The following is a 15,209-nucleotide window of genomic DNA, read 5'->3' as shown; positions in this document are numbered from 1 at the left end:
TTCGATGTGGCGATTCATGCGGCGGACGAGGTGCCCGAGCCCGTCAGACCGGCGGCGGGGACTCCTGTCTGAGGTGTCCGCCCTCGCCCTCCCAGTTGACTTCCTCCGGGGGGAGGTCATGGCCCGGCGGCCGATACCGGCTCGACTTCTTGATTGCGCTATCGATTTCCTGGGTCGTCATCAGCACGACGACCTTGCAGGCCGCGGCGCCGGCAGCGTTGACCTTCATCGACAGCGCGGCGGCGGCGCTATTGTCGGGCAGCTCGCCAATGATGAAGACGTCCTCGTCGCCGAAAGCGTAATGCATGGACTCGACCTTCCCGCCCAACGAGCTGAACAGTTCGTCGACCGCGGTGCGGCGTCCCGTCCCGCCCTCCTTGAGCAGACCGGCGATGCCTTCAGCGCGGTAGCTCGCTTCGATCAGATATTTGGCCATGGCAATCCCCTTCCGCATTCAAGAGAAGATGGCTCATTCTGACACGCTTTCCTCGCGCTGGCGCGTGCACGCGCGGCGTGCGGGCGGTGGCGGAAAGGCTATGGTTCGCCGGCGCCTTGGAGTTTCTTTTGCAGTGCTTGAACGAAAAGAAGATCAGTCACGCCGTCTTCCATGTCTTCGTCTTCGCTCGAAAGAAGCTGGGCCTCGTAGCGTTTCAGAGAGATCAGCAGGTAGGCGACTTCGGTGTCGGTAAAGTTGAGCGTCATGGTGATGTTCGTCATTTAGAAATGCACCAATCGATGCGCTTGAGAGGCGGGCGCACCGGTCAGTGCGGCGTCGCGAGTGCGATGCGGCGCTCGATGCGCGCCAGTTCCGCAGTATCGCCGGCGGCCCGGGCACGCTGCGCGGCGATGCCCAGCCAGGTGAGCAGAGGCCGGCGCCAGCCCTGCGCCGAGGCAGTCTCCGTCGCGGTGGCGATGTCGGCCGGCGCAATCCGGCCGGCCTGCAGCATCGCGCCCGCCGCGACCAGCCGCGACAACGGATCGGCCACCGCGGCCAGGGATCCGGCGCCGCGCGCTATCGCCTGGTGCTGCTCCGGCAGCAGCGCCGCATCGAGTCCCTGCCAGCGGCCCGCCAGGTAGGCCGCATAAGCGCGTTCGACCGGCGTGGCATCGGCCGCCAGCGGCGCGAAGCCTTCGCATTCGCCCACCACGACGCTGGCGGTGTAGACGGCGCAGCGCACCAGCTCCGCGTGCGCCACCAGATCAAACCGGCCTGTGCTGGCCATCTCGCTGCGGGCGCGCGCGAAGTCGTTGGCGGCGATCGCGCTATTGCCCTTCAGGTATTCGTCGGTGAAGTTTTTCAGCGAGTCGGCCGCATTGGTGCGCCACGATGGTTCGGCCGGTTTGCTCGCGCATCCGGCCAGCACCAGCGCGGCGCATATCAGGATCGTCTTCATGGCAGTTTCAGCTCCGTCTTCTTGGCGAATGGCCATTTGCGGTTGATTTCATCGACCAGGCGCGTCACCTTGTGCAGGCTCGCATCGACTTCCGCGCGCAAGGCGCCCAAGTCCTCGGTCGCCAAGCGCGCATTCTTGCCGACTGCCTGCGCCTCGACCAGCACCGCATCGACCTTTTTGAGCGTGACGCTGGCGTCCTTCAACAGCACATGCAGCTGTTCGACGGCGGCCTCGGTGTCGTCCATCACGCCGTTCTTGCCGAACACGCGCCGGTCGGCGTTGGCCAGCAGGGCATTGACCCGATCGAGCGTGAGCATCAGCTTCTTCGCCTCCTCGTCGCTGCCAAGCGCGCCGCCCAGAAGGCCGTATTTGCCTGCCAGGCGTCCGGTCGCCACCTGCACGTTGGCCAGGCTCGCGTTCAGGCTCGAATCGCTGCGCGTCATCGCATCGAGGTTCTCCAGCAGCGCACGGGCGCTTGCCACCAGCCGCGGAATTTCGGCGGCGGTGTCGCCGCGCAGGACGGTGCGCGTCGCGCCTTCCTCCAGCGGGGGATCGGTGAGGATGCCGCTGAACGCCTTGAGCCGCGTCTCGCCGACCAGCCCGCGCTCGAGCGTGAACACGCTCGACACGCGCAGCCACTTCGAGTCCTTCTTCGGCACATCGACCAGGATGCGGGCCTTGCCGTCCGGCGCCAGTTCGACCTGGCGCACGCGCCCGACCGGGAAGCCGGCGAAAGTGATGTCCATCCCGGGGATGACGCCTTCTGAATCGTCCGACACGAGCACCAGGCGCTGGGTCGGCTCGAACACGCCGCGGGCGTACATCACGTACAGCAGGAAAGCCGCGATCAGCGACATCAACAGGATCAGCAGGATCACCGCTTTCGCTTCGACGTGCGGCGGCGACTCGGCATTCGGTTCGGTCATGCCCGCTCCTTTTAAAAGTATTTGACGGCCAGCGAGGCCGCCTCGATCACAAACAGAACGAACAGCAGGCGCACCGCGCCAGGCTGCATGGTGGACCTGTCGGCGCCGCCGCTGCGGCGGATCTCCAGGATCGCCGCGGCGGGAATCACGGCCACCGCAAGGCCGAACAGGATGGTCTTGAGCGCGAAGCCCATCGACACGGTCGGCTCGAACACCCGGCCGACCGTGCGCGTGTAGTCGTCCACGCCCCACGGCGACAGCCCATAGACGTTCAGGTAGGCCAGCACCAGCACCAGCGCGCTGCTGACCAGCGCCAGCGTCAGCACGGCGCAGGCGTTGCCCGATACTTCGGCAACCAGGTCGCGCCGAAGCCGCCAGGTGGCGTCGGGCGACTGGTCAGCGGCGAGCGGCTCCAGCGCCGTGGCGTTGAACGCAAGGCCGGCGCGCAACGCAACGAACAGCGCTGCCGATAAAGGAATCAGTTCCAGCACCAGCACCCGCACCACCATCTCCAGCGCAAACCGCGACAGACCGTAGCTGACGGCTGTGACCAGGACGATGCGGATGATCACCAGGCTGACCAGCGCCGACAGCGCGGTGAACCACGGCAGCACCTGCCAGGCGCCGAAGTAGATCTGGCGGGCGGTGGCGATGCGGTGTTCGCGCGTGTAGGTCGATGGGGTGAACGCCAGCACCAGCGCGATGGCGCCGAGCAGGAACATGCGCCACCAGCTTGCAGCCCAATGCGCGGCAAAACCGAACCAGTGGGTCGGCTTGACGTAGAGGAGGCGGATCAGGCGCATTCGCCTATGATACCGCTGACTTCATCTTCGTCGTTCCAGCGGAGGCTGGAACCCATACTGAGCATGAACTCTACGTCAGCATGGGTTCCAGCCTGCGCTGGAACGACAGTGTTGAGGCTGTTACTCAATGCCGCCGCGCTTCCTGCACGCCGGGCACCTCGCCGATCGCCGCCAGCGCCTTCTGCAGCTGCGAGGTCGAACCGATTTCGGCGGTGAAGGTCATGCGCGCCTGCCCCTTGGCGCTTTGCGTGTTCACGCCGGTCACGTTGATCTTTTCACGCGAGAAGACCTCCGAGATATCGCGCAGCAGGCCCTGGCGGTCTGCGGCGAGGATGAACAGGTCGACCGGATACACGGTGTCCTGTCCGGCGCGGCCCCAGTCGGTGTGGATCACGCGCTCCGGCGCCTTGGCGCGCATCTCGGCAAAGTTCTTGCAGTTGGCGCGGTGGATCGAGACGCCCTTGCCGCGCGTGACGAAGCCGACGATGCTGTCCGGCGGCGCCGGCTTGCAGCACTTGGCCAGCTGCGTCATCAGCCCGTCCGTGCCTACCACCAGCACGCCCGACTTGGCGCCCTGCTCCACGCTCGAGGCGCGGCTGGTGCGCACCACCACCGCGTCTTCCGGCTCGACCGGCTCGCCGGTGTCGTGCAGCGCCTGCTCCACGTGGCGCAGGCTGAATTCTTCCTTGCCGACCGAGACGAACAGGTCGTCCACCTTCGAGAAGCCCAGCTTCTGCGCCAGCGCTTCGAGGTTGACCGCGGTCTTGCCTTCGCGCTGGAGCGACTTTTCGACCAGGGCGCGGCCGTGCGCCAGCGTCTCGGCCAGGTCGATCGCGTGGAACCAGGCGCGCACTTTCGCCCGGGTGCGGGTGCTGACCGTGTAGCCGGGGCTAAGCCAGTCGCGCGACGGTCCGGCGGTGCCTGGCGCGCCCTTGGCGGTGATGATTTCGCAGGTCTGGCCGTTGCGCAGCGGCGTATTGAGCGGCACCATGACGCCGTCGACGCGCGCTCCGCGGCAGCGGTGGCCCACCTCGCTGTGCAGGTGGTAGGCGAAGTCGATCGGCGTGGCGCCGGCCGGCAGTTCGAGCACGCGCGCCTGCGGCGTCAGCACGAAGATGCGGTCGTCCAGGTTGGTCGCCTTGAGCTTTTCCACCAGCTCCTTTTTCTGCGCGTCTTCCTGTCCGACGACGGCGTCGGCGACGTCGGTCTTCCAGGCCAGCAGCTGGCGCAGCCAGGCGATTTTCTCGTCGTACTTCTGGCCCTTGAAGTTGGAGCCGCCCTCCTCCTTGTAGCGCCAGTGCGCGGCGATGCCGTACTCGGCGAAGTTGTGCATCTCCTGGGTGCGGATCTGCACTTCCAACGGACGTCCGTCGTCGGCGGTGACGACCGTGTGCAGCGAGCGGTAGCCGTTCGGCTTGGGCCGCGAGATGTAGTCGTCGAATTCGCTCGGGATCGGGGTCCAGATGTTGTGCACCAGGCCGAGCACCGCGTAGCAGGTCTTCTCGTCCTCGACGATCACGCGGAAAGCGCGCACGTCGTACAGGGAGGAGAAATCGAGCTCCTTGCCACGCATCTTGTTCCAGATGCTGTAGATGTGCTTCGGCCGGCCAAATACGTCGGCCTTGATGCCGGCCGCCGCCAGTTCGTCCTCGAGGCGCTTGATCGCCGACTGCACGAAGCCCTCGCGCATCATGCGCTTCTCTTCGAGCATTTTGGCGATCTGCTTGTAGGTGTCCGGCTCGAGGAAGCGGAACGACAGGTCTTCCAGCTCCCATTTGAGCTGCCAGATGCCGAGCCGGTTGGCGAGCGGCGCGTACAGGTCCATCGTCTCGCGCCCGTACGCATGGGTCATCTCGTTGAACAGCTTGATCTCGGCGAAGTAGCGCAGCGTGGTCACGCAGGACGCAAGGCGCATCAGCACCACGCGCATGTCGGTGGCCATCGCCAGCAGCATCTTGCGCAGCGTTTCGATCTGGGCCACGGCCTGCTGGGCGGCGCCCCTGCCGCGTCCCGCCGGCTGCTGGCCGGCCTGCTGGCCGACCGTCAGGTCGCGCAGCCGGATCAGCTGGCGCAGGCCGGACACCAGGTCGGTCACCTCTTTGCCGAAGCGCAGTTCCAGTCCGGCCGCTGCGGCAGGATCGATCACGGTCAGCTCGAACAGCAGCGCGGCGATGCGCGTTTCGGCGTCGCTGCGCAGGAAGGCCAGGGTGCTGGCCACGCCGATCGAAAACTCCAGCGCGCCCTGGCCTGAGCTGCACTTCCTGTCGTCGTAAGCCTCGTTGGCATAGGCCAGCGCCGCTTCGACGCGCGCGCTGTCCTCCGGGCCGAGGCCCTGAATGAGTTCAGCTGTAGCGCTGCCCAGCGCTGCGATTGCAACCATGACGGATCAGCGCAATGCCGCGGTCACGCAGATCTCGACCAGGCAGGCGGGATTGGCCAGTTTCGCTTCGACGGTGGCGCGCGGCGGCGTGTGGCCGCTGGCGACCCATTCGTCCCACACTTCGTTCATGCCGGGGAAGTTGGCCATGTCGGAGATGAAGATCTGGCACATCAGGATGCAGGTCTTGTCGCTGCCCGCTTCGGTCAGCAGGCGGTCGACGTGGCCAAGCACTTCGCGGGTCTGGCCGACGATGTCCTGGCCGGTGTCCTCGGCGATCTGGCCGGCCAGGTACACGGTCGAGTTGTGGATGGCTACTTCGGACAGGCGCTTGCCTACGTGCAGTCGGGTGATTTCCATATTGTTCTATTCCTCTGTTGATTTAACCGACCAGGAACTTGCGTGCAATCGCAATCTGATCGGCGTTGATGAAAGTCGGCGCGTGGCCGGTGTTGGGGATCTCGACCAGTTGCGGCTTAGGGCCGCGTGTGAGCATCGCCTGCGCGGTCTCGCGCGAGAGCAGGTCGGACTCGGCGCCGCGCACCAGCAAGGTCGGGCAGCGGATCGCATCGTAGGCGGCCCACAGCGCCGCTTCGTCGGCCTTCGCTTTTTCCGGCGTCGAGCCCCGCAGCGGTTCGGCCAGCCCCATGTCGTAGTGGCGCACCCATTCACCGTCCTCGTTCTGGCGCAGCACGTCGGCCGCCAGCTTGTGCCACTGGTCTTCTGTGTGGGCGCCGAACGACGCCGACACCTCGCGCACGAATTTGGCGCCTTCGCTGAAACTCTTGAAGCGCAGGTCCTGGGCGATGTAGTCGCCGATGCGCGCCAATGCGACCGGGTCGAGCGTGGGGCCGATGTCGTTCAGTACCAGCCTGGCGATGGGGCTCTCCGGCAGCGACGCCAGGCCCATGCCGATCAGGCCACCCATCGAGGTGCCGAACCAGTCCACCGTGCCGCCGTCAGAATTGGCGGTAACGCGGGCGATCAGGGTAACCATGTCGGCGATGTACTGGGGGATCTGGTACAGCAGCGGATTACGCAGGCGCCCCGAGCGGCCGCGCCCCACCACGTCCGGGCACACCACGCGGTAATGGTCCGACAGCGCCTGCGCCAGCGAGTCGAAATCGTCGCCGACCCGCGTGACGCCATGCACGCACACCAGCACTTTCTGGTTGTCCGGGTCGCCCCACTCCTTATAGGCCATGCGGTGCAGGCCGGCCGGCGAGATGCACTGTACTGATTTGATTCTTGCTGCGGTCATGCGCTCTCCCGTCCTCGAAGGACTGCTTCTATTTTGTCCACATCCGACATTTTACCGGTCGTTGCGATTAAAATCTTGCACACACCCTTCGTCCAGCCCATTTTTATAGAGGAAATCATGAAAAGTAGCATGTTGAGCGGCAAGACAGCGTTAGTGACTGGCTCCACTTCGGGCATCGGATTGGGCATTGCGCGCGCGCTGGCGGAACAAGGCGCCAACATCGTGTTCAACGGTTTCGGCGACGCGCAGCAGATCGAGGCGCTGCACACCGGCGTGGCCGCCGAATTCGGCGTGAAGACGGCGTACCACAACGCCGACATGTCCAAGCCGGTCGAAATCGAGGCGCTGATGGCGTTCGCGGCGGAGAAGTTCGGCGGCGTCGATGTGCTGGTCAATAACGCCGGCATTCAGCACGTGGCCAACATCGAAGACTTCCCGGTCGAGAAATGGGATGCGATCATCGCGATCAACCTGACCTCGGCCTTCCACACCTCGCGCCTGGCGCTGCCGGGCATGAAGCAGAAGAACTGGGGCCGGATCATCAACCTAGCGTCGGTGCACGGCCTCGTCGGCTCGGCGCAGAAGTCGGCGTATGTCGCGGCCAAGCACGGGCTGGTCGGCTTCACCAAGGTGACGGCGCTGGAGACCGCGCACACCGGCGTGACCTGCAATGCGATCTGCCCGGGATGGGTGTTGACGCCGCTGGTGCAAAAGCAGGTGGACGACCGCGCTGCCAGGGAAGGCATCAGCAACGAGGCGGCCAAGAAGGCGCTGCTGTCGGAGAAGCAGCCGTCGGGCGAGTTCGTCACGCCGGAGGAACTGGGCGCGCTGGCGGTGTTCTTCTGCAGCCCCGCCGGCGACCAGGTGCGCGGCGTGGCGTGGAACATGGATGGCGGCTGGGCCGCGCAATAAGTTAACCTTGAAACCGTCGTTCCTGCGAAGGCAGGAACCCATGCTGAGCGCGCAGCACCGCTCCGGCAATTTCAGCATGGGTCCCTGCCTGCGCGGGGACGACGTGCGCCTGTCTGGAGTAATAGATGCGTATCGTCGTAAAGCTTGCCCTCATCACCTTTAGCCTGATCTCTCTCGCCGCCCACGCGGCCGATCCCCGCCCCACCCTGCTCACCGCCGATCGCGTCTGGACCGGCGACGGCGCCGCCCACACCGGCTGGGCCGTGCTGGTCGCGCAAGGCCGCATCCAGGCCGTGGGCCCCGCATCGACCATCACCGCGCCGGCGGACGCCGAACGCATCGACCTGCCCGGCAAGACCCTGATCCCCGGCCTGATGGACCTGCATTCGCATGTCCTGCTTCACCCTTACAACGAAACCAGCTGGGACGACCAGGTGATGAAGGAGCCGGTGGAATACCGCACCCTGATGGCCGGCCAGCACGCCGCGGCGACCCTGCAGGCTGGCTTCACCACGCTGCGCGATCTCGGCACCGAGGGCGCCGGCTACGCCGACGTGTCGATCAAACGCGCCATCGAGGAAGGAGTGATTCCCGGCCCGCGCCTGTACATCGCCACGCTGGCGATCGTCGCGAGCAGCAGCTACGGGCCCGCGGCGCGCAACTACCGTCCCGATATGGAACTGCCGCACGGCGCCCAGGAAGCGACCGGCGTGGACGGCGTCACGCGCGCCGTGCGCGAGCAGTCTTCGCGCGGCGCCGACTGGATCAAGTTCTACGCCGATTACCGCACCGGCATCGACGGCAGCACGCGCCCCACCTTCACGGCGGAGGAGATGAAGGCGATGGTGCAGGCCGCGCACGTCACCGGCCGCAAGGTCGCGGTGCATGCAAGCACCGACGAGGCGACCCGCATGGCGGTGCTGGCCGGCGCCGACACCATCGAGCACGGCTACGGCATCACGGAGGCGACGTTTCGCCTGATGGCCGAGCGCGGCACCGCCTACATCCCAACCCTGACCGCGCCTGAGGCGATCGGCGAGTACTTCCAGAAGCACGTGCGCGGCGGCGCGCCAACGGCCGGCATGACGCAGGCGGCCCAGGCGTTCCGGCTGGCGCGCAAGGCCGGCGTCATCATTGGCAACGGCAGCGACGTGGGCGTGTTCACCCACGGGACCAACGCGCGCGAGCTGGAATGGATGGTCCGGCTGGGCATGACGCCGACCGAGGCGCTGCGCGCGGCCACGTCGGTCAGCGCAGCGATTCTGGGTAAATCGAAGGACCTGGGACAGCTCAAGCCGGGCATGCTGGCAGACGTCGTTGCCGTCGAGGGCGATCCGACGGCCGACATCGCGGCAGTCCGCAAGGTGGGATTCGTGATGAAGGGCGGCGCGGTTTACCGGCGCCCGTGACAACACCGGGGACTCGCCGTCCCCGCCGCTCCGGCGGACCTGACCCCATATTCTGGCTTTGACATGTGTTCCAATATGGGGTCAGGTCCGCAGGACCAGACCCCACTGCTAGTTGCAGGCCTTGCGCAGTTCCTGCACCTGCGACTGGCGCCACTTGTCGGTCGCATTCAAATTGTTGGACGCGGCGAACTCCTCGTAGCGTTTTGCGGCCAGGCCAAGATAGCCGCATGCGGCGGCAGTCTGGTTAGCGCGCAGGGCCACTTCGGCCGTGCTCTGCCACGCCTGGGCGCTTTTGCGCAGCTTGGCGACATCCCTGGGTTCGGCCTCATATTGCGTAAGCAGCTCGGCCAGCGCCGGTTCAGCCGCGGCGAAGGCTTGCGCCGCCGTGCCGCGCGGCTGGATATGCGCTTCGAGCAGGGAAACGCGGGCGTCGCGCGCGCCGCCTTCGAGCTTGTGCAAGCCCGCCAGCGTCTGAACCGCGTCGCGGCCGTGGTGCTGCAGGTTCTGCACGTGCGCGCGCGCCAGGTCGATCTCCATCAGGCCCGCCTTCAGCGCAGCGTCGGCGGGATTGGCCTGCGCTTGTGCCGCGTAGGTCTTGCGCGCCGCCGCGTACTCGGCCTCCGCCGCCGGATAGTCCGTGGCTGCGATCAGCGCATTGCCGATCGCCGTGTGGGCGTCGGCGACGCCCAGCGCATCCTGCGCGCTGCCGGCGTCCTTGGCGGCGATCATCTCGCGCATCGCCAGTTCCTTGCGCAGCGCCGGCAAGCCGTCCTGCGGCTCGGCCTGGGCAGCAGCCGTCGCCGCGGGCGCCGCTGCGGCCGGGATGTTCCGGGCAGCGTCGGACAGCGCGGTTGCGACAAGACCTTCCGCTTTCGCGCGCGCCTTGTCCGATTCCATTGCGTGCCAGACGGCGGCGCCGGCGACGGCCACCAGCAGCGCGACGGCGGCGGCGGTGACGAACGGGAAGCGCTTGTTCTGCACGCGGCGGCGTTCGACCCCGGCAGGCGACGCTTCAACCGGCTCGCGCGCGAGGAAGCGATCAAGGTCGCCGGCGAGCGCGTCGGCGGAGGCATAGCGCCGCGCGGGTTCCGGATCGAGCGCTTTCAGGAGAATGTCGTCGATGTCGCCGCGCAGTTGTGCGGCCAGTTTCGCATCGGGCTTGAGCAGTTCGTCGGGCGCCAGTTCCGGCAGTGGCGGGTAGTGGCGCTCGGCGGCCTGCGCGACCGCATCGGACGCGCGCACCGGCGCCGCACGGGGCCTGGCGTGGATGATGCCGGCCGCTTCCGCGGCATTCGGCGAACGTCCGCTCACCAGGCCATACAGGACGGCGCCAAGCGAATAGACGTCGGCGCTGGTCGTGAGCGGCAGTCCGGCCAACTGCTCCGGGCTGGCGAAAAGCGGCGCGACCGTCCAGGCGCCCGCATCGCCGGCGTCGGCCACGTCGGCCAGCATCACTTCGCCATCGGGCTTGACCAGGATGTTGTCGGGCTTCAGATTGCGGTGCATGACCAGGTGCTGGTGCGCGTGATGCATTGCGCGGCAGGCCTTGGCAAACAGCGCGACACGCTGGTGGAGGTCGAGCTTCATGCTGGCGCAGTAGCGGTCGATCGGCACGCCGTCGCCTCGCTCGCCAGCGAAAAACGGCTGCACGGCCACAGGCCGGGCGGCCTCGGGCGCCACATCCGGATCGGGGCGCGGCGGAGCCGGGCCGTCATCCTCGCGCGCTTCCACCATCTCCAGCGGCGCCTCGAGGAATTCGTCAAGCTGTTCGATGCGCGCCAACAGTTCGCGCACCAGCGCGAGCAGGTCGGGTTCGCCGGCGCAGGCGTCGGCGATGAATTGCTGGCGGTCCGCAGGCGGCAGGTCGAGCGCGCGGTACAGCACCGCGTTGGCGGGTTCGTGCAGGTGTCGGGTCATGGAGTGGTTGCCGGTTTTTCAGGCTGGATGCAAATTAACAATATTAGTTAGCGTTGAGTATATTTTGACAATTCGCGCAGCACAACCGATTTCCGTTTGGAGGCGCGTTCTTGTGGATATCCACAATTGCCCGTCATGGCAAATTGAGTAATCATGCATACATTACTAAAACCGCCACGCGAGACAGCCATGAAAAAACCTTTCTACAAAATCCTGTACGTGCAGGTCCTGTTCGCCATCCTGTGCGGGGTCCTGCTCGGCGTGTTCTATCCCAAGCTGGCGGTGGACATGAAGCCGCTGGGCGACGGCTTCATCAAGCTGATCAAGATGATCATCGCCCCGGTCATCTTCTGCACCGTCGTGGCTGGTATTGCTGGTATGCAAGACATGAAGAAAGTCGGGCGCGTGGGCGGCAAGGCGCTGCTGTACTTCGAGGTGGTCTCGACGTTCGCGCTGGCGATCGGCCTGATCGTCGCCAATGTGATCCGCCCGGGCGCCGGCTTCAATGCCGATCCGGCCACACTCGACACCAAGTCGATCGCCGAGTTCACGGCGAAGGCGAAGACCCAGAGCACGGTCGACTTCCTGATGAACATCATTCCGAACACCTTCGTCGATGCGTTTGCCAAGGGTGAGATCCTGCAGGTGCTGCTGATCGCGATCCTGTTTGGCGTATCGCTGTCGCTGCTGGGCGAGCGCGGCAAGCCGGTCACCAAGCTGATCGACGACCTGTCGCACGCCATTTTCGGCGTGGTCGGCATCGTGATGAAGGTGGCCCCGATCGGCGCGTTCGGCGCGATGGCCTTCACGATCGGCAAATTCGGCATCGCCTCGCTGCTGCCGCTGATGAAGCTGATGGGCTCGTTCTACCTGACCTGCGGCCTGTTCGTGGTGGTCGTGCTGGGCGCCATCGCCTGGTACACCGGTTTCTCGATCCTGCGCTTCATCTCCTACATCAAGGAAGAGCTGCTGATCGTGCTGGGCACCAGCTCGTCGGAAAGCGCCCTGCCGGCCTTGATGCGCAAGCTGGAAAAACTCGGCTGCTCGAAGTCGGTGGTGGGACTGGTGGTGCCGACTGGCTACTCGTTCAACCTGGACGGCACCAATATCTATATGACGATGGCCGCGCTCTTCGTGGCGCAGGCGACCAACACCGAGCTGACCATCTGGCAGGAGTTGACCATCCTGGGCGTGGCGATGCTGACCTCGAAGGGCGCGTCGGGCATCACCGGCGCCGGCTTCATCACGCTGGCGGCGACCCTTGCGGTGGTGCCGACGATTCCGGTGGCGGGCATGGCGCTGATCCTGGGCATCGACCGCTTCATGAGCGAATGCCGCGCGCTGACCAACTTCATCGGCAACGGCGTGGCGACGATCGTGGTGTCGAAGTGGGAGCACGAATTGGACCACGACCAGCTGGCGGCGGAACTGAAGCATCCGTCGCACCTGGAGGAAGACAAGGAGATGTTCCCGGCGCGGGAAGCGGCGTAATAGCCGAACCTGGGGACTGGTCCTGCGGACCTGTCCCCATTTTTTTGAGGCCGCATGGAAGATGGGGTCAGGTCCGCAGGACCAGACCCCGGACCTTAGTTGCGCCGCGGGTCGAAATCGAGCTTCTTCATCGCCGCATCGAGGCTCTTCGCGCTTTTCGCATACGCCGCCCACGGCTCGTTGCCCTTGTCGAGCCGCGTGTGTGCGTTGCGCACGTTCCACTGGTCGCCCGCCTTGACCGACTCCAGTTCCTCCCACGCCAGCGGCACAGAAATGCCCAGGCCCGGCCGCACCCGCGCCGACCACGCGCACGCCGTCGTCGCGCCGCGGCCGTTGCGCAGATAATCGATGAAGATCTTGCCCACCCGGTTGCGCGGCCCGCTCTTGAACGCGAAACGGTCCGGCAAAGTCATCGCCATGTGGCTGACGATCTCCTGCGAGAAATCCTTCACCGTGTCCCAGTCGTACTGCGGCTTCACCGGCACCACCACGTGCAAGCCCTTGCCGCCGCTGGTCTTCAGGAACGCCGGCAGCCCAAGCTCGTCGAGGAAGGCCTTCATCAGCTGCGCGGCCTCCTGCATCGTCTTCCACTCCACGCCTTCGCCCGGGTCGAGGTCGAACACCATGCGGTTCGGCTTTTCGTAGTCCTTGCCGGTGGCGTTCTGCGTGTGGATCTCGACCACATTCCACTGTGCCGCCGACAGCAGCCCGTTGGCGTTGCCGATCTCCAGCATTGCGGGATGATCGGGATCGAGCGCCTGGTCCATTTGCTTCACACCAGGCAGCTTGCCCACGTCCGCGTGCTTCTGGAAGAACAGCTCGCCCCCCACGCCGGCCGGCGCGCGAACCAGCGATACCGGCCGCCCTTTCAGGTGTTCCATCATGAGCGAGCCGATCAGCGCGTAATAGCGGATCATGTCGAGCTTGGTCGCGCCGCTCTGCTTGTCGATCACGCGGTCGGGATTGCTTACTTTCAGGCTGGCCGGTAACTTGCCCTGCGGCGCCTCCGGTTCGGTTTGCTGGTCCACAACTTCCTCCACATGTTTGGGCAACTCGCGCGTGATGACCTTGGCCGGCTTGTCGTCGCGGAGTCCCTGGAACACTGCATGGCGCACCGAGCCCGACGAGGTCCATTCGGCAAAGCTCACTTCGGCGATCAGTTTGGGTTCGACCCAGTGATGCTTGCGGCCGGCCACCGCTTTCGGCGGAAACGGACTGACATCGGTATCGAGCTTGCCGAGCTTTTCCTTCAGGTCGCGCAGCGTCGCCTCATTGAATCCGCTGCCGACGTTGCCGGCGTATTGCAGCACGCCATCCTTGTCGTAGGTTCCCAGCAGCAGCGCGCCGATGCCGGTGCGCGAGCCTTGCGGATCGGTGTAGCCGCCGATCACGAACTCCTGGCGCTGCCCGCACTTGAGCTTGATCCAGTCGGGCGACCTTCGCTGCACGTAGCGCGATTCGCGCCGCTTGCCGATCACGCCCTCCAGCCCCATCTTGCAGGCCGCCGCCACCAGCCCTTCCGGATCGCTGCCGAACTCGTCGCTGAAACGGACGATCCCTGACCCCGTGTGGTCCAGCACGTTCTTCAGCGCGGCGCGGCGCTGGTCCAGCGGCACCTCGCGCAGGTCGTAACCGTGCAGATAGGGAACGTCGAACAGGAAATACACGATCTGGGCGGTGTCGCTGCCGTCGAACGCCAGCTGCAGCTTGCCGAAGCTGGGCCTGCCGTTCTCGTCATGGACGACAATTTCGCCGTCGTACCAGCCGTCCGGCAGTCCCATCCGCAACAGCTCCTTTTGCAGCGGGCCGAGCTTGCGGGTCCAGTCGTTGCCGTTGCGCGTGAACAGCCTGACGTCCTTGCCTTCGACGCGGGCGAGCATGCGGTAGCCGTCGAACTTGATCTCGAACACCCAGTCCTCGGGCGAATGCGGCGGCTTGTCCACCAGCGTGGCCAGCTCGGGCGCCAGCGTGTCCGGCAGGCCGGCCTTGACCGCGCCCGCCGGCGGCCCGCCGGGCTCCGCGGCCGCCTTGACTGACTTTGCCGGCGCCGCCGGGGTTTTGAGTTCCTTCACGCTGTCGGGCATTTCGTCGATGACGGAAAACTCGCTGGCCGGGCGGGCGTAGTCGTCCTTCTCCTTGATCAGCAGCCACGGCTCCTGCTTTTCGCCCTTCCCTTTCATTCGGATCAGCGCCCACTTGCCGTGCATCTTGTGGCCGTGCATCTCGAACTTGAGGTTGCCGGCCGCATAGCCCTCGTGCGGATCGCCCAGCGGTCGCCAGGTGCCCTTGTCCCAGATAATCACCTTGCCGGCGCCGTATTGTTTCTCCGGAATGGTGCCTTCGAAACTCGAATACGAGATGGGGTGATCCTCGACGTGCACCGCCATGCGCTTGTCGCGGGTGTCGTAGCTCGGGCCTTTGGGAACCGCCCAGCTCTTCATCGTGCCGTCGAGTTCCAGCCGGAAATCGTAATGCAGGCGGCTGGCCCAGTGCTTCTGGATCACGAAGGTCAGCGCGTCCGGATTCTGTTCGCCGCCCTCGGCCGGCTCGGACGTGATCGAGAAATTGCGCTTGGCCTTGTAAGCTTTGAGTGCGTCGGACATGGGTCGGCATCCAGGACTGTGGCGGTACTGACGAGTGTAGGGCGCGCCCCTCGCGAGGACTGTACGCCAGCTAACCGTGATGCCGTCTTTGTAAGGGATTGTAAGGGCGGTCAACT

General features: G+C 65.7%; 13 protein-coding genes. 3 read left to right on the top strand and 10 right to left on the bottom strand.

Annotated elements, in window-relative coordinates; genetic code table 11:
- Window positions 1-43: 43 nt before the first annotated feature.
- The 8 genes from Q4S45_RS07340 to Q4S45_RS07305 all read right to left on the bottom strand — a co-directional run bounded on the left by Q4S45_RS07340 (window position 44) and on the right by Q4S45_RS07305 (window position 6,761).
- A complete protein-coding gene (locus Q4S45_RS07340) occupies window positions 44-436 on the bottom strand; it encodes a GYD domain-containing protein (RefSeq protein ID WP_305510532.1) in 393 nt (130 codons plus the stop codon).
- A 98-nt stretch (window positions 437-534) separates the two neighbouring features.
- Window positions 535-717 carry a hypothetical protein gene (locus Q4S45_RS07335; protein WP_305510530.1) on the bottom strand — a complete coding sequence of 61 codons (183 nt, stop codon included), beginning with the start codon at window positions 715-717 and terminating at the stop codon, window positions 535-537.
- Between the two features lie 44 nt (window positions 718-761).
- Window positions 762-1,394, bottom strand: coding sequence for a hypothetical protein (locus Q4S45_RS07330; RefSeq protein ID WP_305510529.1), 633 nt, complete (start codon window positions 1,392-1,394; stop codon window positions 762-764).
- Window positions 1,391-2,320, bottom strand: coding sequence for an MlaD family protein (locus Q4S45_RS07325; protein WP_305510527.1), 930 nt, complete (start codon window positions 2,318-2,320; stop codon window positions 1,391-1,393). The genes Q4S45_RS07330 and Q4S45_RS07325 overlap by 4 nt, the downstream gene beginning before the upstream one ends.
- A gap of 11 nt (window positions 2,321-2,331) precedes the next feature.
- Window positions 2,332-3,123, bottom strand: a complete 792-nt coding sequence (locus Q4S45_RS07320) for an ABC transporter permease (RefSeq protein ID WP_305510525.1) — start codon at window positions 3,121-3,123, stop codon at window positions 2,332-2,334.
- Window positions 3,124-3,247: 124 nt separating this feature from the next.
- Window positions 3,248-5,503, bottom strand: a complete 2,256-nt coding sequence (locus tag Q4S45_RS07315; RefSeq protein ID WP_305510523.1) for a bifunctional (p)ppGpp synthetase/guanosine-3',5'-bis(diphosphate) 3'-pyrophosphohydrolase — start codon at window positions 5,501-5,503, stop codon at window positions 3,248-3,250.
- Window positions 5,504-5,509: 6 nt separating this feature from the next.
- Entirely contained in the window at window positions 5,510-5,860 is a 351-nt protein-coding gene (locus tag Q4S45_RS07310; RefSeq protein ID WP_305510521.1) for a RidA family protein, read from the bottom strand.
- Between the two features lie 22 nt (window positions 5,861-5,882).
- A complete protein-coding gene (locus tag Q4S45_RS07305) occupies window positions 5,883-6,761 on the bottom strand; it encodes an alpha/beta fold hydrolase (protein ID WP_305510519.1) in 879 nt (292 codons plus the stop codon).
- Window positions 6,762-6,890: 129 nt separating this feature from the next.
- On the opposite strand from Q4S45_RS07305, the gene Q4S45_RS07300 reads away from it, so the two are divergent.
- The gene (locus tag Q4S45_RS07300; RefSeq protein WP_374046101.1) at window positions 6,891-7,673 is read left to right on the top strand and encodes a 3-hydroxybutyrate dehydrogenase; all 783 of its coding nucleotides are present in this window, start codon (window positions 6,891-6,893) and stop codon (window positions 7,671-7,673) included.
- A 125-nt stretch (window positions 7,674-7,798) separates the two neighbouring features.
- Entirely contained in the window at window positions 7,799-9,082 is a 1,284-nt protein-coding gene (locus tag Q4S45_RS07295) for an amidohydrolase family protein (RefSeq protein WP_305510515.1), read from the top strand.
- A 108-nt stretch (window positions 9,083-9,190) separates the two neighbouring features.
- Here the strand turns inward: Q4S45_RS07295 and Q4S45_RS07290 are convergent, their stop codons facing one another.
- Window positions 9,191-10,999: a protein kinase gene (locus tag Q4S45_RS07290; RefSeq protein WP_305510513.1), complete on the bottom strand. Its 1,809-nt coding sequence runs from the start codon at window positions 10,997-10,999 to the stop codon at window positions 9,191-9,193.
- Window positions 11,000-11,188: 189 nt separating this feature from the next.
- Here Q4S45_RS07290 and Q4S45_RS07285 point away from each other — a divergent pair, with 189 nt between their 5' ends.
- Window positions 11,189-12,490 (top strand): dicarboxylate/amino acid:cation symporter, encoded by a 1,302-nt coding sequence (locus tag Q4S45_RS07285; RefSeq protein ID WP_305510511.1) that lies wholly within the window; start codon window positions 11,189-11,191, stop codon window positions 12,488-12,490.
- Window positions 12,491-12,585: 95 nt separating this feature from the next.
- On the opposite strand, the gene ligD is transcribed toward Q4S45_RS07285, so the two are convergent.
- The gene (ligD, locus tag Q4S45_RS07280) at window positions 12,586-15,093 is read right to left on the bottom strand and encodes a DNA ligase D (RefSeq protein ID WP_305510509.1); all 2,508 of its coding nucleotides are present in this window, start codon (window positions 15,091-15,093) and stop codon (window positions 12,586-12,588) included.
- Between the last annotated feature and the right edge of the window lie 116 nt (window positions 15,094-15,209).

Source organism: Massilia sp. R2A-15 (genome assembly GCF_030704305.1).
Lineage (GTDB): Bacteria > Pseudomonadota > Gammaproteobacteria > Burkholderiales > Burkholderiaceae_D > JAFCUW01.
This window is presented reverse-complemented; position numbering and strand designations above follow the sequence as displayed.